Consider the following 19,578-nt stretch of genomic DNA (forward strand, 5'->3'; position numbering starts at 1 on the left):
ATGGTGAGGAAAGACGAACTCAAAGCCTATTTCGAAAAGGCGCGGCGCTTCGACCAGGAGCGGATATTCGAGGTCGAACGCTCGGCCCGTGTTGCCTGGCGGGTGGCCATCGTTGCCGGCATTCTTGCTGGAGCCTCAGTCGCCGCCGTCGCAGGTTTGACACCGCTGAAGACAGTGGAACCATTTGTCGTGCGCGTTGATAACTCGACGGGCATCGTCGACGTCGTGTCGGCCCTGACATCGACGGCCGGTAACTATGATGAGGCCGTGACCAAATACTTTGCGGCAAAGTATGTCCGTGCGCGTGAAGGCTATACCTGGAGTGAGGCTGAGGTGAATTTCCGCACGGTCGCGCTCCTATCCACCCAGCCGGAGCAGACGCGGTTCTCGGCGATCTATCGCGGTAGCAATCCAGAGTCGCCGCAAAACTCATATGGGCGCAGCGCCACGGCGCGCATCAACATCGCTTCGATCTCGTTAATCAACCCGACTGTCGTCTCGGTCCGCTACATGCGCACGATTACGCGCGGGGAGGAGATTAGGACCACGCACTGGGTCGCAACACTCACATTTTCCTATGTGAACGCGCCGATGTCATCCACCGATCGGCTGGTGAACCCGCTCGGTTTCGCTGTCAGCGAATACCGAGCCGACCCGGAGGCCATCAATTGATCCGCACTGCGACGATTTTCACTCTTTTCCTGGCAGGGTCGGTGTCCACCGCGTTCGCACTCGAAATTCCACGCGGCGCGCCACAGGACAGTCGCGTGCGTTTTGTCGATTACCAGCCCTACAACATCACCCGCATTATCGGTTCGCTTCGGTCATCGGTGCAGGTCGAATTCGCGCCCGACGAGGAGATTGCCCATGTCGCCCTGGGGAACAGCATTGCCTGGGAGGTGGCGCCGGCCGGCAACATCCTGTTCCTGAAACCACGCGAGAACCAGCCGGTAACCAACATTTCGGTCGTAACTGCCCGGCGCGACGGGTCGACCCGCAGCTATCAGATGGAACTGACCGTACGCGATGGAGAAGTGGAGGTCGGCCAACAAACTTACTTCTACGTCAAGTACCGTTATCCGGCAGACGAAGCGGAACGCCGGCGCGAGGCGGCCGCGGCGCGGGCGCTTGCGGCACAGGCGAAGGCGGTCGACAACGTTCTGGCGCTCCACGAAGCCTATGGACCGCGAAACTGGCGTTACTCAGCACAAGGTTCCCAAGCGCTCGAACCCCAAGCGGTCTACGACAATGGGAAAGTGACAACCTTTGCCTTCGTCGGCAATCAAGAAATGCCGGCGATCTACATCGAGAACTCAGATGGTAGCGAAAGCCTGATAACCAAATCCGTCGACGGCAATCTGGTCCTCGTTCATGCGATTGGCCGGAAGTTCGTCCTGCGGAGGGGAACGGAGGTGCTCTGCGTCTTCAATGAAGCCTACGACCAGGCCGGCGTCAAACCCGATACCAGCACAACTTCGCCCTCGGTCGAGCGTGTCGTGCCGGGCGATATTGCCGCGGCGCAATAGGAGGCACTCATGGTTCACGAAGATGACAGGATTCCGGGCGAGCGCGCCGAGACCCTTGCTGGTGGGCGGATTGATAACAATCCCTCTCTAAAACGGGGCGCCGTGGCGCTGACGGTGGTCGCATTCGTTGCCTTCGCCCTCTGGTCGGTGAGCGGCGAGAAGACGCTGCCAGACAAAACAAAGTCGGAGCGGGTTGTCATTCGCCAAACGACGGACTTCGAGCCGGCGAAGCATCCACCGGAGCCAGTAGAGACCGTGCCGGAAGTGAAGCTGCCGACCCCGGTCGTGACGGAAGAGGTAAAGGAGGATGATCCTCTACTTGACTCGGCACGTCGCGCACCCGTTATGGCTTATAGCGGCGGTCAGACAAACCGCAGTTCGCATCGGGATATCGACGATCCCGCCACGTCGACGGATGGCACCTTCCTGCCGCTCGATGGCACGGTGGACCAAAATTCGGTCGGCCGCAACGAGCAACAGTTCAACGCATTGCTGCAGCCGACCCGACTTGAGGGGGCGCGCGCCGGCACTCTCGGCAATCGGGACTTCATCATTGCTATGGGGACTTCGATCCCTTGCGTTTTGGAAACGGCACTGGCGTCGGATCAGCCGGGCTTTACGAGTTGCGTTATCAACCGAGACGTTCTTTCCGACAACGGCCGCGTTGTGCTGATGGAAAAGGGTACTCAGGTCGTCGGCGAATACCGCGGCAGCCTCCAACACGGCCAGAAGCGCCTCTTCGTCCTCTGGAGCCGCGCGAAAACCCCAAAGGGGGTCATTGTGGCACTGGCCTCGCCGGCGACAGATGCGCTCGGTCGGGCGGGCGTGGACGGATTTGTTGACACTCACTGGTGGGAGCGGTTCGGCAGCGCGCTCCTTCTGTCCATCGTAGGCGACGCCACCAGTTACGCGAACAACCGTTTGCAAGACAGCGACGTTGACGCGCAAAACACGGCCAGTGCGGGGAAGCAGGCAGCAGCCATTGCCGTCGAGCAGTCGAACAACATTCCGCCTACGCTCATGAAGCACCAGGGCGAGTTCGTTTCGATCTTCGTTTCGCGCGATCTCGATTTTTCCGGTGTCTACAAACTTCAGGTGAGGGAGCCGAGAAACCGCATTCTCGATCGAGCTGTTCTTGGCGACTTCAGCCCGGGCCTGACCCCTGTTGAGAGGAGGCTGCATGGTAGAGGCGCCCGATGAGGCGGTCGTCCGCGAATTGTTGTCCCCACTGGCGCCGTTCTTGAAGGACGAAACGCTCTATGAAGTAATCGTCAATCGTCCAGGTAAGGTGCTGACGGAGGGGCCGGGTGGTTGGCAGGTCCATGCCATGCCGGACCTCACGTTTGACAAGTTGATGCGCCTGGCCCGGGCCGTGGCGAGCTACTCCAACCAATCAATCGATGAAACCCGGCCGGTCCTGTCGGCTTCACTTCCTGGCGAAGAGCGGATCCAGATCGTTATCCCCCCTGCGACCAGCAAACGCACGGTCAGCATCACGATACGGAAGCCGTCGTCGGTGACGTTGAGCCTCGACGATCTGGAGGAGAGTGGGCTATTCCGGCACGTGGCGTCAGTCCGAGATGGAAGCGCCGCGTCAGACCGCGACCTCGTTGAACTGCATCAAAAAGGTGCTTATGCAGAATTTCTACGAAGGGCGGTGCTGGCGCGCAGGAATATAATCATCTCCGGGGCGACAGGGTCCGGTAAGACGACGCTCTCCAAAGCGCTCGTTCGTCATGTTCCGGACGATGAGCGGATCATCTCGATCGAAGACACACCAGAACTCGTCATCCCGCAGGCGAACCACGTTCGGCTGTTCTACTCCAAGGGTGGGCAAGGGCTTGCCAAACTCGGCCCCAAGGAACTGCTAGAATCCAGTCTCCGGATGCGTCCCGATCGCATCTTCCTACAGGAACTGAGGGACGGAACGGCCTTCTACTACCTCCGCAACGTTAATTCCGGACACCCTGGTTCAATCACGACTGTGCATGCTGACTCTGCAAGGCTTGCATTCGAACAGTTAACGTTATTGGTGAAGGAATCCGAAGGTGGACAGACTCTTGATCGGAGCGACATCCGAAACCTTCTGAAGATCGCGATCGATGTGATCGTTCAATGCAAGCGCATCAACGGGCAGTTCCGTGTAACGGAAATCCATTTTGAAACCAACTGACGGGCAGACGTAATCCAACGTTGGAACACCGAGCCAGTCTTGGTCGTCGTATAGCGGCAGTTATTGCCAGTCCGCGCATCTCGCCTGACATGCTGGCGAGTGTTTTGGTCCTGGTGAAGGGTTACGGGGCGGCGCCTCTCAGGTGCCATGGGGGAGATTTTGGCTCTAAGAACCCCATGCGGCAGGGACCTCGACATGCAGCACAATGCTAAGCCGGCGAGAAGTGAGAACGCTAACTATGTAGTCGAGGCTCCACTCGCCGTGACGTGTTTTGCTCGCACCATCGACACTAAGCTCGGGGCGCAAAAAGGCAACGGCCCGGCGATCTTCCGATCCCGAGCCGTTTCATCCTTGGGAGGATAAGGCGCCTCTCAAGACGCCGGAATTGTTAGCCGCGGCGCGTGTCGGGGAAGTTTGCCGGGTCGATGCCGAGGGTGCGCAGGTCGCTTGCCTTCGGGCGGCGGTGACCTTCGACAGCGGCGGCGGCAGCGCTAGCAGCGCCGAGAACTGCGAACGCACGGCCGATGAACCCCTTGTGATAAGTTGTGGTAGCCATCTTCTTGCTCGCTTTCGTTTTCTCTTTGATGAGCAAAAGATGGGGTTTGCGCAGTCTTTTTGCAATGCACAATCAGGCACGCCAGCCATGCAAAGGATGCAGGCCCGGCCGGCAATCAAACCGACCGGGCCTGCGGAAAGGCCTTGGGAGGAGGCGCTCTTGGAAAAAACCCCGACAAGCCTGAGGTGGTTTTCCGGGATTTGACTGATTTAGTCTTCGCTGGCAGCCAGTTGCGAAAGCACTTCGCCACGCCCACGAGCCCGAAGGATCAGCGGTATGATCAGGGCCGCAGCCGCGATGATCAGGAGCACCGCGGCTATCGGCGAAGTGAACAGCACGCTGTAGTCACCCTGGCTGATCGCAAGTGCCCGGCGGAGTTGCTGCTCGGCAAGCGGTCCGAGGATCAGGCCGACGACAACAGGGGCAATTGGATAGCCGAAGACGCGCATCGCATAACCGAGCAGCCCGAAGGCGAGCAGCATGCCGAGTTCATAGACCGACGGGTTGGCGCCGATGGTGCCGAGCGTCGCGAACAGGAGTATGCCGGCATAGAGCCACGGCTTCGGGATCGTCAACAACTTCACCCAGAGGCCGATCAGCGGCAGGTTCAGAACGAGCAGCATGAAGTTGGCAATGAGCAGGCTGGCGATCAGGCCCCAGACGAGCTGCGGATTGGTTGCAAACAGCAGCGGCCCCGGCTGGAGACCGTACTGCTGGAAGCCGGCGAGCATGATCGCAGCCGTTGCGGTGGTCGGCAGGCCGAGCGTCAGGAGCGGCACTAGCGTGCCTGCGGCAGAAGCGTTATTCGCCGCTTCCGGACCTGCAACGCCTTCGATTGCACCATTGCCGAATTCTTCCGGATGCTTCGTCAGACGCTTTTCCGCCGCATAGGACAGAAAGGTGCCAATCTCGGCGCCGCCTGCCGGCATGGCACCAATTGGGAAGCCGATGAAGGTGCCGCGCAGCCAGGCCTTCCAGGAGCGCGCCCAGTCATTGGCACTCATCCAGATCGAACCGCGGACGGCTTCGACCTTGTCCGGCCCCTTGTCGCCCTGGGCCGCAATGAACAATGTCTCGCCGATGGCGAACATGGCGACGGCGAGTGTCGTCACTTCGATGCCATCGAGCAGTTCCGGCACTCCGAAGGAAAGGCGTGCCTGGCCAGTCAACTGGTCGATGCCGACGACGGCGAGCGCCAGGCCGACGAAGAGCGACGTTAGGCCGCGAAGAGTGGAGTCACCGAAGGCCGAAGAGACGGTGACGAAGGCGAGTACCATCAGCGCGAAATATTCTCGCGGACCGAAGACCAAGGCCAACTTGACAATATAGGGTGCGATGAAGGCGAGGCCGAGCGTGGCGATCAAACCGGCGACAAACGAGCCGATTGCGGCCGTTGCCAATGCCGGACCACCGCGGCCGGCGCGGGCCATCTTGTTACCCTCGAGCGCGGTCACGATCGACGCGCTTTCGCCCGGCGTATTCAAGAGGATCGAGGTCGTCGAGCCGCCATACATACCGCCGTAGTAGATGCCGGCGAACATGATCAGCGAGCCGCCCGGATCGAGGCGATAGGTGACCGGCAGCAGTAGCGCCACGGTCAGTGCCGGGCCAATGCCGGGCAGGACGCCGACGGCTGTGCCGAGCGTCACGCCGATCAGCGCGTAGAGCAGGTTCATCGGCTGCGCAGCAACCAGCAATCCCTGCAGCAGGAAATCAAAAGTAGCCATGGTCGTCGGCCCTCTTAGAAGAATAGGCGTTCAAGCGGCCCTGCGGGCAGCGACAATTGCAGGAGCTTGGCGAAGATCACCCACACGACAAAACAGAGCACGATACCGAGCGGGAGAGAGAACCAGAGCTTGCGCTTGCCGAAACCACGAGCGGTCAATGCGAACAGAATGCCGGTAGCGATAGAGAAGCCTGCGACGTTCAGCAGGAGCATCTGTGCGGCGAGGCCGACGACGATCCAGACAACCGGGGCAACCTCCTGGCGCTCGCGCTCGGGAAAGTCGCCGCGAAACGCTTCGAACGCGGTCCAGATCGCAAGACCAAGAAGACAGCAGGCGATCGCATAGGGGACGGTCGTTGGTCCGACCTGGGAATAGCCCGCAGCGCCAACAAGGCGCGACACGTCCCAGAAAATGAGTCCAGCGATAACGGCGAGGACCGCCGCGATGAAGAGCGCCGCCCGATCCGGGCGACGCGTTGCAGTTGAAGGGTGATGCCCCTTGGTCATTTCACCAGTCCAATGTCCTTGAGAACACCTTCGGTCGCCGCAACATCCTTGTCGAGCTGGGTGTTGAAGGCGTCACCTGCCAGGTAGCTGTCCTGCCAACCCTTGGTTTTCAGGACTTCCTGCCAGCCGGCGGACTTTGCAAGCTTCTCGATGTCAGCCGATACGGCAGCTTTCTGCTCATCCGACAGGCCCGGAGCGGCTGCAACCATGCGCCAGTTCTCGACGACCACATCGACACCGGATTCCTTCAGTGTCGGAGCGTCAACACCAGGAATGCGTTCAGCACTGGAGACGGCGAGGAGGCGAAGCGTGCCGGCTTTGACCTGCGATTCGAATTCGCCGTAGCCGGAAATGCCAGCAGTGACCTGGCTGCCGAGGATCGCGGCAAGCGCTTCACCGCCGCCGGAATAAGCGATGTAGTTGATCTTGGTCGGGTCGACACCGGCCGCCTTTGCGATCAGGCCAACGGCAATGTGGTCAGTCCCGCCGGCCGAGCCGCCCGCCCAGGAAACCGCACCCGGATCCTTCTTCAGAGCTTCGACGAGCTCGCCCATCGTCTTGATCTCGGACGCAGCGGGTACGACGACCGCTTCGTATTCGCCGGTCAGGCGTGCGATCGGCGTAACGTCCTTGAGGGTAACCGGGGACTTGTTGGTAAGGATTGCGCCTACCATGACGTAGCCGCCGACGATCAGGGCGTTCGGGTTGCCCTTCTGCTGGCTTGCGAACTGAGCGAGACCGATCGTGCCACCGGCGCCCGGTACGTTCTGAACCTGGACGTTGCCGGAGATGCCTTCCTGCTGCATGACCGTCTGCAGCGAGCGGGCCGTCTGATCCCAGCCACCTCCCGGGTTTGCCGGTGCGATGATGGTGTAGTCAGCGGCGGCGGCCGGCAACGACATGGCGCCGGCGAGAATCGTTGCGAGGAAAATGTGTTTCAAGGTCAGTCCTCCGTGAGGCGCGTTTTCACCGCGCACGTTGTTTCTGCGTGCGAACGGGAAGACAGCGATGGGTTTCTTTGACCCTTATCGCCTGACCGAGTTGGTGGCTTCCTCCCAGTACGCAACCGGCGACCCGCCTCCACGGGCACCAGTGACCCTAAGCCATCATAGAAAGCTGACATTTAGCTGACATCAAGCCCCGAATGACAATTTCGAGCTGTGGCGTTTACGAATTCTTAGTTTCCCGCCGGAACTGGAGGAGGATTGGACCACACGCCAGGCAGGGTGCCTCGCCTCGGATGCGTCGGAATGCTTGATGAAAGCCGAATCGCGTCATGACAACTGGCGGGACGGTCAGAACAAGAGCAGTTCAAAATCCTGCGCTGAGGTCGAATGGAGCGTGAACCTTCGTCGCGGACCCGCATGATGGTCTGCCGGGGCGAATTTCCTGGCGGTGGCTGAAACGCTCATCCCTGTTGCGAGATCCTCGCGTACATCCTGCTCGACCGAGCTTGCGAGATCGACGCCGCCCAGGGCGAGGCGGTAACGGCTTTGAGTAGAAGCTGAACAGAAAACCACACAAGCGTCCGAGCTCGCATGTGGCAGCGACGCCATGACGGATTTGGCGTTGGCGTGCCGTGAGCGTCGCGGCAACCACTCCCAGTAGTGCGGAGAAGATCGTCGTAGTCGTCAGCACGATGACGATCAAGATCAGTGTGGCTTCTCGGTGAAACGGGAGCACCCGATCGATGATCGCCTGAAAGACGAACGGTTCAACCAACCCCAACAGCCGCAAGACGATGGCAATTACCATGGTTTCCGCCAACAGCGGCGTGTACTTCAGCGTCGATTTAGTGAACCATGAAAGCGGGACGGGTCGTGACGCGAGGCCGAGACCTCTCGAACTGTCTACCGGTTCGGCCATCTTACGTTACGCTTCCAAAGCTGGGATGAATTTCCGCTCGAACCGCAATGCGATAAAAAGAACAATCGCTATCAAGGAAGAACCAATCCAGGCTGAGGCAATAAACTCTACAAATTTCGGGTAGTTCTCAACATAGTTATCGCCGTAGTAGTTATAAGCTGCGTGAATAAAAGTGCATACTGGCACAGAATAAATGAAGTTCCTCGAAAATAAATAGAATACGCTGGTGTACAAATGAATTACGCTTGTAGAAATACCTATGGCCGTAGCGCCAAAATAAAAAATGAACACTTCATCGGCCGAAACATTAGCCCCGTCCGTAAGGGCGCCAATTTTTAGAAGTGCCTCACCCAGGAAGAACCAGAGCAATGCAGGCGCGATAAACTTTGTGCCAACAGCCATCTTAACGCCGAAAACTTTAAGAACCTCTTCAGCAAGGGCCCAAAGAAACAGTGATACAACAGCGATCATCTTCCACCTGAAAGTTCGGAAAGGCGGACAGGGGCCGCTACAGCGGCCCCTGATATATAGAGCTTTTAGCGCCGGCCGTGATCGAATTCGCGATCCTGACGGGTCCCGGTGTAAAAGCCGCCGCGGAAGGGGTAGTCCGTTTCACTTCTGGTCAGAGTGCGGTCATTTGAGCCGTTACGCCAGGTCTCGGCCACAGCCCGAAAAGCACGCGCGCCCCACGACTGACCTGGGGGCATACTATAGTTGCCGTTCATAATCCGATCGAGAATATTGACCTCACCAGCGCCCTTAGAGACACCTTTATTGAAGCCGCTGCTGGAACCGCCACCGTCTCTGCTACCACATTACAGTACGAGCCCGGCACGGAATTCTACAGCGGGCTCTCCGACCAGTACGGTAACTACAGCATCTGCGACTGCCGAGCAGATTTCTCCGGGCCGCATGATACTCACGGTCCGTTCGACCCTAACGCACGATTTTGGACTGCTCTTGTTCTGACCCCTAGGGCTGCGAAACGCCAGGACCACGTATGATGGAACCCGTATCCCATGGACAACGAGCTGTGGTAGGTTCGCGCCCAGCCAGCCCGAAGACCTGTTCGAAAGGATGGAGCATTGACCAAGACAGCGAACACCAGCGGTGCAAAGGTGGCCACGAAGACGCCAGCGAAGGGAGACGGCAAAAGGACCGCGCCAAGGACTGCCAAATCGTCGGCGCTGAAGGCGTCCGCCCAGCCCGCTGAAAACAAGGAACAAACGGCGACCGCGCAACCCAAGCTGCTTTCCGGCGGTAATCCCCAGATCGCGAAGGGCTACGGCGACGCACCGGTGCAGGCCTACATCGCGGCGATGCCCGGCTGGAAAAGCGAGGTCGGTCGTCAGCTAGACGAACTCATCGTACGCACCATTCCGCAAGTGCAGAAGGCGGTGAAGTGGAATTCGCCGTTCTATGGCATGAAGGACGATGGGTGGTTTCTCAGCCTTCACTGTTTTACGAAGTACATCAAGATCGCATTCTTCCGCGGCGCATTGCTGAGCCCGGTACCACCGGTCGCGTCTAAAATGGAAAACGCGCGCTATTTCCATATCCATGAGCATGACGAGATCGACGAGTCCCAGTTCACTGACTGGGTAAAACAAGCCAGTCAGTTGCCCGGCGAACGCATGTGAGCCTAGGGCCGGTACCGACATCAGAGCTCGCCGGGTCCAGGCCAAGCGCGGCTTCAATCTCGACATCCCATGGAAGACAGGGGGTGATGATGGTGGCGGTGACATGCAATACCGAAGGGACGATAGGAGGAGATGACGATGAAGAAAGCGACGGCGAAGACGAAGAACACCGGGACGGAAGGGGAAGCGTCATCCTCCGCGCTGATCGGTGCAAGAATTGCGGAACTCAGCGACTGGCGGGGTCAGACGCTGGCACAGGTCAGGAAGCTCATCAAGCAGGCTGACCCCGACGTCGTTGAGGAATGGAAGTGGCGGGGCGTCCCAGTTTGGGAGCACGCGGGGATCATCTGCACCGGCGAAACCTACAAGGCCGTGGTGAAGATGACCTTTGCAAAGGGGGCTTCCTTGGAGGATCCTACGGGTCTCTTCAATTCCAGCCTCGAGGGCAATGTTCGACGTGCAATCGATATCAAAGAGGGCGAAGAGATCAACGAGGAGGCGCTGATGGCGCTCATTCGCGCCGCCGTGGACCTGAACCTTTCTGCGCAAGCCGCGCGTTCCGGAAATTTGCGTAAGAAGGCCTAACGAAAATCACGCGAGCCGTCCGCAGAGGCCTCTCACCTCCAAGTTATCGGCCGGATCCCGGCCAAACGGTGTTCTCACACCACGCGCAATGCCTGGCGCACCGCGGAAAGCCGCGGCACGTCTTCCGCTGCGCCCTGGTGATGGGAACCGCTAGCCGAACAGCAAGGGCGTCGTCGCGAGGCGGGGTGTGAAGGAAGCTGTAAGCAAAGTGCCGGCTCGACGAACAGGAAGCGCATGCGGCGTAGATGCAACAGGTGGATGGCACGAAGGTCACGCGTCTTACCCTGGGAGGCCTGCCGGCCTGCCCCTGTTTCCAGGTGTGCTACCGGCGTCGCAGAAGACGGGGCTGAGACGCCCAAACACCACGGCAGGATCGATACCCTGTCGACCGGAGGCGGACGAGCGATTGATGGAGATGATCCTCAGCCGCGAGAACATGATGGCGGCCTATGGCCGGGTGGCGGCGAACAAGGGCGCGCCGGGCGCCCCACGTGTGCCCTAGCGCATTTCTTTGTTGCAGCTCCACTAGCGCATGCTTGCACACTGCAGGCTCGAGGTCCCTCAGGGCGAGCGATCGGGGCTGTGGAAGGCCTTCTGGAAATACGAGCGAAGCGCCGTCATTGCCGGTGTGAATTCAGAACCTCGGCGCCAGGCGAGGCCGACATCCATGGCGGGGACGGCGTCGCGTACGTCAATCGTCTCGATGCGGCGCCCCTCCAGCGACCATGGTCGGTGCACCATATCGGAAAGGATCGCCACGCCCTGACCATTGGCGACCAGAGATCGAACCGCCTCGACCGAAGACGTACGGAGAATGACGCGCGGCTGATACGTCGATGCGCTCCAATACTTCAGCGACGTATGCGCGGCTTCGTCGACCGTCAGCATGATGTAGGGTTCCTGGGCGATCTCGCGAAAACCGACGCTGTCGCGCGCGAGCAGCGGATGTTGGGCAGGGACCCACAGGCGTCGCGTCGAGCTCATGAGCTTTTCGGTCGTCAACGCCGGATTGAGGATGTTGGAGGTCAACAGCACCGCCATGTCGTAGCGGTTGGTCAACAGACCCTCCTCGATCGACTCGCGATTGAGCTCGAAGAGTTGAATGTCGAGCTTTGGGAAGAGCCGCCGCAGCCGCTCGATGTGCTGCGGAAGAAAGTAGCCGATCACCGTATAGGTTGCGGCAATTGCGAGGGTGCCCGCTACCGAACTGCTGACGACATTGAGATGCGTCGCCTCGTCGACCTTCTTTAGGATCTCGTAGGCGTGGGAGAGAAACTGTCGTCCGGCCATGGTCAGGTCCATGCCGCTTGCTGTGCGCAGGAACAGGTCGGCGCCGACGATGCGCTCCAGTTCCTTGATCGCGGTGGTAATGGCCGATTGCGAGATGGAGAGGTCAACGGCGGCCTGTGAGACCTGGCCGAGTTCGGCGGTCGCGACGAAATAGCGAAGCTGACGAAGGCTGATCGACATCCATGACTCTTCTGATTATTCGATAATGATCGCCAAGAAATCAGAAGGCCTACGCACTGCTTGTGCAGATATCTGATCGTATTCCAGGCAGAGCCGCTTAACTGGCGGTTTTGACGGTATTTTCTCACCGGCAATATTGCAACTGCGAATTCTGAAAAACAGATACATGGCATATGAAAATAGAATTTTTCAAATGCGCTAAATGCTCCTAGCGTTTCCTTCATTGGAGGTTTGGCCGGCTTTCGGGGCGGCCTCGGTCGAAGGGAATGATTTTGCTCGACGTCGTCGACATCAACTGTGACATGGGAGAGGCCTTCGGTCGCTGGCACATCGGCGACACGGACGATGCGACCCTGATGGCGCTGATCAGCTCCGCCAACATTGCCGCGGGCTTCCATGCAGGTGACCCCAATCTGATGGACGAGACCGTGCGTCTTGCGGCCGAGCATGGCGTCGGTATCGGGGCGCATCCGGGTTACCGTGACCTGCAGGGTTTCGGTCGTCGCAAGATTGCGGGCACGGCTCGTGAACTCGTCAACGATATCGTCTACCAGGTCGGTGCCATCCGCGAATTTGCCAGACGGCACGGTACGAGCCTGCAGCACGTCAAGCCGCACGGCGCGCTTTACATGGAGATGGCGGTCAATCGCGAGCTCTCCCAGATCTTTCTGCAATATATGCGCACAGTGGCCCCGACCACCTTTGTCTTCTGCATGGCGGGCTCGGAGACGGAAATCGCTGCGCGCGAAGTCGGTCAGCCGATCATTCGCGAATTCTATGCCGATCGCGATTACGACGACAGCGGCTCGATCGTCTTCACCCGCAATGCCGGACGGCCCGATGCCGCGGCGATCGCGCGAAAGGTGGTGCGCGCCTGCAAGGAGGGGCGTGTGCGCACAGTGACCGGCGAAGACATCGAGGTCGCCTTCGAGTCCATCTGTTTTCATTCCGATACGCTCGGCGCACTCGATATCGTGCGCCTCATGCGAGAGGCGCTTGCGGCGGAGGGTATCCGCATCGCTCCTGTTTCACAGCTTAGAGCGGGATGAGGAAAAGTGTGCGCGGTTTTCCACCCGCATCCCGCTCTAACTTATTAGAATCGATCACCTTTATGGATTTGGTCAATTTCGACCAGACCATCGTGATCCAGGACCAAATGACCAAGTGGAGGCAACCATGAGCAAGCACGAAATCCGATCGCCCCTTCCAGGAACCTTCTATCGGTCGTCTGCTCCGGATGTCCCGCCCTTCAAGTCGGACGGTGACGCGGTGGCTTCGAACGAGGCGATCGGCCTGATCGAAGTGATGAAGACCTTCCAGGAGATCCAGGCCGGCGTCACGGGCAGCATCCGCTTTCTCGTCGACAATGAAGAGCCGGTCATGGCGGGCCAGGTGATCGCCGAGGTGGAGCTATGACGATCCGCTCGGTCCTGATTGCCAATCGCGGCGAGATTGCTGTGCGCATTATCCGGGCGGCCAAGACGCTCGGCATCCGCACGGTCCAGGTCTACAGCGCCGCGGATGCGGACATGCTGGCGGTGAAACTCGCGGACGAAGCCATCGAAATCGGCCCGCCGGCGCCGAAGAAATCCTATCTCAACATTGCCGCGGTGATTGCGGCTGCAAAGCGCGCCGGCGTCGACGCGGTGCATCCGGGCTACGGCTTCCTGTCGGAGAACGGTGATTTCGCCGATGCGGTGGTTTCTGCCGGCATGATCTTCATCGGTCCTTCGGGTGACGCTATCCGGCTGCTCGGCGACAAGGTACAGGCGCGCGCCGTCGCTGAAAAGGCAGGCGTTCCGACAGTGCCCGGCAGTGACGGCCGGATTTCGAGCCTGGACCAGGCGCATGCGGTAACGGCACAGACCGGTTTCCCCGTCATGATCAAGGCGGCGGCCGGCGGTGGTGGGCGCGGTATCCGCATCGTCAACGACCCGGCGGAACTCGACAAGCAGTTTCCGCAGGCGTCGGCCGAGGCGCTCGCCTCCTTTGGCGACGGCGGCATTTACCTCGAGAAAGTCATCACCCGTGCGCGCCACGTGGAAGTGCAGATCCTTGGTGACGGCGAGAACTTCGTTCATTGCTTCGAGCGCGAATGCTCGCTGCAGCGCCGCCGCCAGAAGGTCTGGGAGGAGGCTCCCTCATTCCTCCTGCCCGCAGACGTCCGACAGAAGCTGTGCGACAGCGCTGTGGCGTTGGCGGCGGCCGTCGGCTACCGCGGCGCAGGCACGGTCGAGTATCTCTACGACGACGAAAGCCAGACCTTCTACTTCATCGAGGTCAACACCCGCATTCAGGTGGAGCATCCCGTCACCGAGATGATCACCGGCATCGATCTCGTCCAGGAGATGTTCCGTGTCGCCGGCGGCGCGTCGCTCTCGGTGCGTCAATCCGATATCTCCGTGCGCGGCCACGCGATCGAGTGTCGGATCAATGCCGAAGACCCGGCACGCGGTTTCATGCCGGCGCCGGGCAGGATCTCCCGCCTAGCCGTGCCGGAAGGCGAGGGCGTTCGTTTCGATACGATGCTCTACGAGGGCTACATGATTCCGCCCTTCTACGACAGCTTGCTCGGCAAGCTGATCGTCTGGGGCGAGGACCGGGCGGCGTGCCTCGCCAGACTTTCGCGAGCGCTTGCCGAGCTGAAGATCGAGGGCGTGCCGACGACGATCGCGCTGCATCAGGCGCTCGCTGCCGATGCGCAGGTCGCGGCTGGTGCCTTCCATACTCGCTTTCTCGAGACATGGCTGGAAACCGAATTTGCCGCCCTGGGCGGCCGCACCGCGGAGGTCGCGTGATGCCGACACGTTATACGTTCGGAGGCGACGAGCATCTGTTCGTCGAATGCAGCGACGAGATGTCGCTCGAAGCCTTCTTCAAAAGCCTGTCCATGGCGAAGGGCGTGCGGGAAAGCCGCATCCGCGGCGTCACGGAGATCTGCCCGGCGAACGCCTCGTTCCAGATCAAGTTCGACCCGGACGTGATCAAGCCGGACGACGTGCTGAAAGAAGTTCAGGCGATCGAAGGTGCCGCGGAGCGGGCCGAGCCGGTCATCCGCACGCGCATCGTCGAAATCCCGGTCTTTTACAACGACCCCTGGACGCATGAGACGCTGATGCGCTTTCGCGAGCGACACCAGGATCCTGAAGGTACCGACCTCGACTATGCAGCCCGCATCAACGGCTACGATGCCGTGACCGATTTCATCGCAGCCCATTCCGGCTCCCCCTGGTTCGTGTCGATGGTCGGCTTCGTTGCGGGGCTGCCCTTCATGTACCAGATGGTCGAGCGGCAACGGCAGATCGAGGTGCCGAAATATCTCAGGCCGCGCACCGATACGCCGAGGCTGACAGTCGGCCATGGCGGTTGTTTCGGCTGCATCTACTCGGTTCGCGGCGCCGGCGGCTACCAGATGTTCGGCATCACGCCGATGCCGATCTTCGATCCGACGCAGACGACGAGCTATCTGCGCGAATTCATGGTGTTCTTCCGCCCCGGTGACATCGTCAAGTTCAAGCCGATCGACCGCGACGCGTATGACCAGGCGGTCGACGATGTCGACAAGGGCCGTTTTACGCCGCCGATCCGTGACATCAGCTTCGACCTGTGCGAGTTCCAGAAGAATATCGCGGGCTACAACACCAAGCTGGAGGGCGTGCTCAATGACCATTAACGTGCTTCATCATGGTCTGGCGACCACCATCCAGGACCTTGGCCGTCCCGGTTACTTCCATCTTGGCATTCCCCTCGGGGGCGCGATGGACCGTTACGCGATGCGGGCCGCCAATCTGCTCGTTGGCAACGGCGAGGGGGCCGCCGGACTGGAGGCGGTGTTCCTCGGGCCGAAGCTTGAATTCACGGAGGATGCGCTCGTGGCCGTCACCGGTGCCGACATGCCGGTTAAGGTCGACGACGTGCTCCAGCCGGGGTGGACGGCCTTTCGGGTGAAGGCCGGCCAGACGCTGAGCTTCGACTTCCTGAAATCCGGCGCGCGCATCTACATCGCCGTCTCCGGCGGTATCGACGTGCCGGAAGCGCTTGGCAGCCGCTCGACCTATCCGATCGGCGCGCTTGGCGGCCACAAGGGCCGCGCCCTTGCTGCCGGCGACGTGCTGCCGGTCGGACAGGCTCGCGCCGACCGCGAAGGGCTGACGGTCGACGAAAACCTCCGCCGCAAGCCTTCATCACCTGCGGCCTTGCGCGTGCTGCCCGGGCTCTATTGGGATCGTCTGACGGACGAGGCAAAGCAGAGCTTCTTTGCCGACGAGTGGAAGGTGGCGCCGGAGGCCGACCGAATGGGCTATCGTTTCCGCGGGGGTCGCAAGCTCAGCTTCGTCGATCGCGACCAACCATTCGGCGCCGGCTCCGACCCGTCTAACATCGTCGATAGCTGCTATCCCTACGGCTCAATCCAGGTGCCTGGCGGCACGGAGCCGATCATCCTTCATCGCGACGCCGTTTCGGGTGGCGGCTACTTCATGGTCGGGACGGTGATCTCGGCGGACATGGACCTGATCGGCCAGCTTCAGCCTCATACGCCGACCCGCTTCATCGAGGTGACGATGGAGGAGGCGCTGGCTGCCCGCGCCGAGGAGGGCAGGCGGCTAGAAGCCTTGCGGGCGGCGACTGCCGGCAAGGCGTGACACGATCGGCGATCGGCCGCACGAGCGGCCGTTTGCCCCAGATATGGATAATTGCAGACGGCGACCAGGCGATTTGGTGACGGGAGGGTGATTGATGAGGAGGGCGGACCTGACTTTGCGATCGGCGTCGACCGCATCATTCCGCGGCGCCCGTCCTCCACCGCCATACCCTCTATTCGACGACGCGTGTCAGATAGGCGGCGGTGACACTGGGACCGGGAATGATTGCCACGATCTTCATCTGCGCGATCGTGCGGTTCAGCGACGCATCGATATGGCTTTCAAGCATCGACGCCGCCGCCGCATTTGCGCCGCGCGTCATCAACTCGACGATCAGCTTCAGTTCGGCGATGACCGCCGGGTCGCCCGGCAGCCCCAATTGCCGAAGCAGTCTTTCGGTGGCCGTCACCGGCAAGAGGTTGTTGCGGATCAGTTCACGCAGGCGTTCGTTCGGCATCGCAAGCACGCAGGCCTCGGTGAACTCGACCAGGATCTCTTCGAGGTCCAGCCATCCGTCCGCGTCCGGCGTCTGACCGAACGCGACGAGCCGGTTAAACAGCGCTGTAAGCCGGTTACGGTCGACATGCGCCGCGCCGAGCGCCAGCGCCTGCGGCTCCAGCAGCCGGCGCAGCATGAAATGATCCTTCACCGTCTGCGCCGTCAGCGGCCCGGCAATCCAGTGCGAGCTCTGGTTTTTGCGCACGAGGCCACGCTCGCGCAAGCGGGTCAGCACGTCACGCACAACCGTCCGGCTGACATTGAAATGGTTGGCGAGTTCGTTTTCGATGATGCGGTACTGGCCGAAGATCACGCAGCCGGCCACATCGTTCTCGATTTCGTCATAGATACGCTCCCAGGACGAGCGGCTTTGCAGCGCCTCGTCGGCGTGTTGCGGAACAATGAGACCGAGTGTCTTGATGTCGGTGCGGTTCGGTTCGATCGCCCGGCCGGGCGGACCGACGAGGTAGCCGCGTCCTTTGAAGCGGTGGACGAGCCCGTCGCTTTCGAGTTGCAGCAGGGCGCGCTGCACGGGCGCGCGCGAGATCTGCAGAATATCGGCGATCGGCCCTTCGAGCAGCACGAGGCCAGGCGGCAGCGTGCCTTCGGCAATGTTCGCGCGCAGCACATCCTCGGCAATTTCGTATCGGCGCTGCGGATTCTGGCCGAGGCGTGGCTCGCTCATGTGGTCTGGAATCTTCCGTTTGGCTGGCAATATCGTCCCTTTTCTTTACGCCACTTGCCGGTGACCGTAACAGCCCAAAATAAATGCATATTGCATACATATGTGCAATTTTTCTGTACCCTTGTCCATTGTGTTGCCGTTGAAAGGCGATGCTCATTTGTCTGAGCGTGGAGCCCTGCGATCGTTGCAGGCGGCACTCACTTGTGCTGATGCTCCGCGGTTGCGGCGTGCGAAACACGCAATTCCACGGTGTTTCGCGGAGGGCATGGTGATGCTCGGCGGTAAAAGGCAGGGTCGTCGCGCCCTTGGATGCGGTGCGAAATTGTCACTCATTCGCATCCAATGAAAACCGAATAAAAGTCTATTGCATACAAAAATCATTCGTGTCATGGTTCGTGACATGCAAGCGCTCAGAAGAAGCGCGCAGGGTGGAACTTATTTTTGAATCGCAAAGGACCGTCATCTCAGCTGCGCATGTGACCCATGCGCAATCGCTATCGCATATGCGTTCGGACGCCGGATCGGCGCCGGCGGGGGCGAAGCATTGGCTGGTGGCCGGTCGGCGATAACGGGCGGAAAACGATGTCGACAGTCCTACAGCTCAAGAACGTCACCAAGTCTTTCGGCGAGATACGTGCCCTCGATGGCATCGATCTCGCCCTGCCTGCTGACGCCTACATCTCGCTTCTGGGCCCGAGCGGCTCGGGCAAGACGACGCTTCTGCGCGTCATCGCCGGTTTCGAGGATCCGGACGGCGGCAGCTTTCTGTTTGATGGCAAGCGCATCGATACCGTTGAGCCCCATCAACGCGGCATCGGCTTCGTGTTCCAGAACTTCGCGCTCTTCCCGCATCTTTCGGTCGCGCAGAACATCGCCTTCGGCCTCGAAAACCGCGAGGTCGATGCGATAACGGACCGTCGGGTGGTCGATGGGCGGGTGAGGGACATCATCGCTCTCGTCGGCCTCACGGGTCTCGAAGGCCGCGCGGTCACACAGATTTCCGGCGGCCAGAGGCAGCGCGTCGCCCTGGCGCGCACCCTCGTCACGGAGCCGCGCATGGTTCTGCTCGATGAGCCGCTCGGTGCGCTTGATGCCAACCTGCGCGCCCGCATGCGCACCGAGCTTCGCGCCATTCGCGAACGTTGCGGCGTGACCTTCCTGCACGTAACGGGAAGCGAGACCGAAGCCTTGGCCATGGGCGACACGGTACTGGTGCTTGATCGCGGCCGCATCGCGCAATCGGCCGATTCCGACACAATCTACAATCGCCCCGCTTCGCCGGCGGTCGCCCGCTTCCTCAATCGCTACAACCTCTTTCCTGGACGTCTGGAGGGCGGCGCCTTCGTCGGCAGCGCCGGGCGCTTTACGCTCGGCAGCCGCCCGGCAACCCGCGCGACGCAGCCGGCCTATGCGATCCGCTACGACCGCGTCGCCGTGCGCCCGCGCACAGCGGCGATCGGGGAGGATGAAGTCCGCGTCGAAGGCAATTTCGTTGCCAGCGAATATTCCGGTGCCGCGGTCAATTCCTTTTTCACTCTGGATGACGGGCGGGTCTTCGAAGTGGAAACCCATCTGAGCCACGCCGTCCCCGAAACCTATGAGGATCGGGCCCGCTACGCGCTCGTCTGGAAGCGGGAGGACGCCCTTGTCTATGCCTGAAACGCCGACGTCTGACGCGCCCGAAACTGAAACTGCCAGAGCCG

Annotated in this window: 20 protein-coding genes; 12 read left to right on the plus strand and 8 right to left on the minus strand. The window is 60.6% G+C overall.

The window, feature by feature from the left end; all coding sequences use genetic code 11:
* Genes BLU35_RS20095 through virB11 form a run of 4 tightly spaced genes read left to right on the plus strand, consistent with a single transcriptional unit; the run spans position 1 to position 3,699 of the window.
* Positions 1-672: a VirB8 family type IV secretion system protein gene (locus tag BLU35_RS20095; RefSeq protein ID WP_093234232.1), complete on the plus strand. Its 672-nt coding sequence runs from the start codon at positions 1-3 to the stop codon at positions 670-672.
* Positions 672-1,526 carry a P-type conjugative transfer protein VirB9 gene (gene virB9, locus BLU35_RS20100; RefSeq protein ID WP_093234284.1) on the plus strand — a complete coding sequence of 285 codons (855 nt, stop codon included), beginning with the start codon at positions 672-674 and terminating at the stop codon, positions 1,524-1,526. Before BLU35_RS20095 ends, virB9 begins: the two co-directional genes overlap by 1 nt.
* A 9-nt stretch (positions 1,527-1,535) precedes the next feature.
* Positions 1,536-2,726 carry a type IV secretion system protein VirB10 gene (virB10, locus tag BLU35_RS20105; RefSeq protein WP_093234233.1) on the plus strand — a complete coding sequence of 397 codons (1,191 nt, stop codon included), beginning with the start codon at positions 1,536-1,538 and terminating at the stop codon, positions 2,724-2,726.
* Positions 2,707-3,699, plus strand: coding sequence for a P-type DNA transfer ATPase VirB11 (gene virB11 / locus BLU35_RS20110; RefSeq protein ID WP_093234234.1), 993 nt, complete (start codon positions 2,707-2,709; stop codon positions 3,697-3,699). Before virB10 ends, virB11 begins: the two co-directional genes overlap by 20 nt.
* 388 nt (positions 3,700-4,087) lie before the next feature.
* Here virB11 and BLU35_RS20115 read toward each other — a convergent pair whose 3' ends face one another.
* The 6 genes from BLU35_RS20115 to BLU35_RS20140 form a co-directional block, all read right to left on the minus strand.
* Entirely contained in the window at positions 4,088-4,255 is a 168-nt protein-coding gene (locus tag BLU35_RS20115; protein WP_089045897.1) for a hypothetical protein, read from the minus strand.
* Between the two features lie 209 nt (positions 4,256-4,464).
* Complete coding sequence (locus BLU35_RS20120; protein WP_093234235.1) at positions 4,465-5,982, minus strand: tripartite tricarboxylate transporter permease; 1,518 nt, start codon at positions 5,980-5,982, stop codon at positions 4,465-4,467.
* Between the two features lie 14 nt (positions 5,983-5,996).
* On the minus strand, positions 5,997-6,488 hold the full coding sequence (locus BLU35_RS20125) for a tripartite tricarboxylate transporter TctB family protein (RefSeq protein WP_093234236.1): 492 nt from the start codon (positions 6,486-6,488) through the stop codon (positions 5,997-5,999).
* Complete coding sequence (locus tag BLU35_RS20130) at positions 6,485-7,429, minus strand: Bug family tripartite tricarboxylate transporter substrate binding protein (protein WP_093234237.1); 945 nt, start codon at positions 7,427-7,429, stop codon at positions 6,485-6,487. Before BLU35_RS20130 ends, BLU35_RS20125 begins: the two co-directional genes overlap by 4 nt.
* Before the next feature lie 370 nt (positions 7,430-7,799).
* Positions 7,800-8,354: a 6TM ABC transporter family protein gene (locus tag BLU35_RS36850; RefSeq protein ID WP_093234238.1), complete on the minus strand. Its 555-nt coding sequence runs from the start codon at positions 8,352-8,354 to the stop codon at positions 7,800-7,802.
* A gap of 6 nt (positions 8,355-8,360) precedes the next feature.
* Entirely contained in the window at positions 8,361-8,825 is a 465-nt protein-coding gene (locus BLU35_RS20140) for a hypothetical protein (protein ID WP_093234239.1), read from the minus strand.
* Positions 8,826-9,472: 647 nt separating this feature from the next.
* Between BLU35_RS20140 and BLU35_RS20145 the strand changes: the two genes are divergently transcribed.
* Positions 9,473-9,994 carry a DUF1801 domain-containing protein gene (locus tag BLU35_RS20145; RefSeq protein WP_502688163.1) on the plus strand — a complete coding sequence of 174 codons (522 nt, stop codon included), beginning with the start codon at positions 9,473-9,475 and terminating at the stop codon, positions 9,992-9,994.
* Between the two features lie 138 nt (positions 9,995-10,132).
* Positions 10,133-10,579 carry a DUF1801 domain-containing protein gene (locus BLU35_RS20150; protein WP_093234286.1) on the plus strand — a complete coding sequence of 149 codons (447 nt, stop codon included), beginning with the start codon at positions 10,133-10,135 and terminating at the stop codon, positions 10,577-10,579.
* A 561-nt stretch (positions 10,580-11,140) separates the two neighbouring features.
* Here the strand turns inward: BLU35_RS20150 and BLU35_RS20160 are convergent.
* On the minus strand, positions 11,141-12,049 hold the full coding sequence (locus BLU35_RS20160) for a LysR family transcriptional regulator (protein ID WP_093234241.1): 909 nt from the start codon (positions 12,047-12,049) through the stop codon (positions 11,141-11,143).
* 266 nt (positions 12,050-12,315) lie between these two features.
* Here BLU35_RS20160 and BLU35_RS20165 point away from each other — a divergent pair, with 266 nt between their 5' ends.
* From BLU35_RS20165 to BLU35_RS20185, 5 genes are all read left to right on the plus strand, one after another.
* A complete protein-coding gene (locus BLU35_RS20165; protein WP_502688162.1) occupies positions 12,316-13,098 on the plus strand; it encodes a 5-oxoprolinase subunit PxpA in 783 nt (260 codons plus the stop codon).
* A gap of 127 nt (positions 13,099-13,225) precedes the next feature.
* Entirely contained in the window at positions 13,226-13,465 is a 240-nt protein-coding gene (locus tag BLU35_RS20170; RefSeq protein ID WP_093234242.1) for an acetyl-CoA carboxylase, read from the plus strand.
* On the plus strand, positions 13,462-14,847 hold the full coding sequence (locus BLU35_RS20175; protein ID WP_093234243.1) for an acetyl-CoA carboxylase biotin carboxylase subunit: 1,386 nt from the start codon (positions 13,462-13,464) through the stop codon (positions 14,845-14,847). Before BLU35_RS20170 ends, BLU35_RS20175 begins: the two co-directional genes overlap by 4 nt.
* Positions 14,847-15,722, plus strand: a complete 876-nt coding sequence (locus BLU35_RS20180; RefSeq protein ID WP_093234244.1) for a 5-oxoprolinase subunit B family protein — start codon at positions 14,847-14,849, stop codon at positions 15,720-15,722. Before BLU35_RS20175 ends, BLU35_RS20180 begins: the two co-directional genes overlap by 1 nt.
* On the plus strand, positions 15,712-16,692 hold the full coding sequence (locus tag BLU35_RS20185; protein ID WP_093234245.1) for a 5-oxoprolinase subunit C family protein: 981 nt from the start codon (positions 15,712-15,714) through the stop codon (positions 16,690-16,692). Before BLU35_RS20180 ends, BLU35_RS20185 begins: the two co-directional genes overlap by 11 nt.
* Positions 16,693-16,864: 172 nt before the next feature.
* Here the strand turns inward: BLU35_RS20185 and BLU35_RS20190 are convergent, their stop codons facing one another.
* Positions 16,865-17,875: a GntR family transcriptional regulator gene (locus tag BLU35_RS20190; protein ID WP_093234246.1), complete on the minus strand. Its 1,011-nt coding sequence runs from the start codon at positions 17,873-17,875 to the stop codon at positions 16,865-16,867.
* Positions 17,876-18,457: 582 nt separating this feature from the next.
* On the opposite strand from BLU35_RS20190, the gene BLU35_RS20195 reads away from it, so the two are divergent.
* Entirely contained in the window at positions 18,458-19,534 is a 1,077-nt protein-coding gene (locus tag BLU35_RS20195) for an ABC transporter ATP-binding protein (RefSeq protein ID WP_093234247.1), read from the plus strand.
* Positions 19,535-19,578 lie beyond the last annotated feature (44 nt).

Origin of the sequence: Sinorhizobium sp. NFACC03 (assembly GCF_900103435.1) — a bacterium.
Classification (GTDB): domain Bacteria; phylum Pseudomonadota; class Alphaproteobacteria; order Rhizobiales; family Rhizobiaceae; genus Ensifer.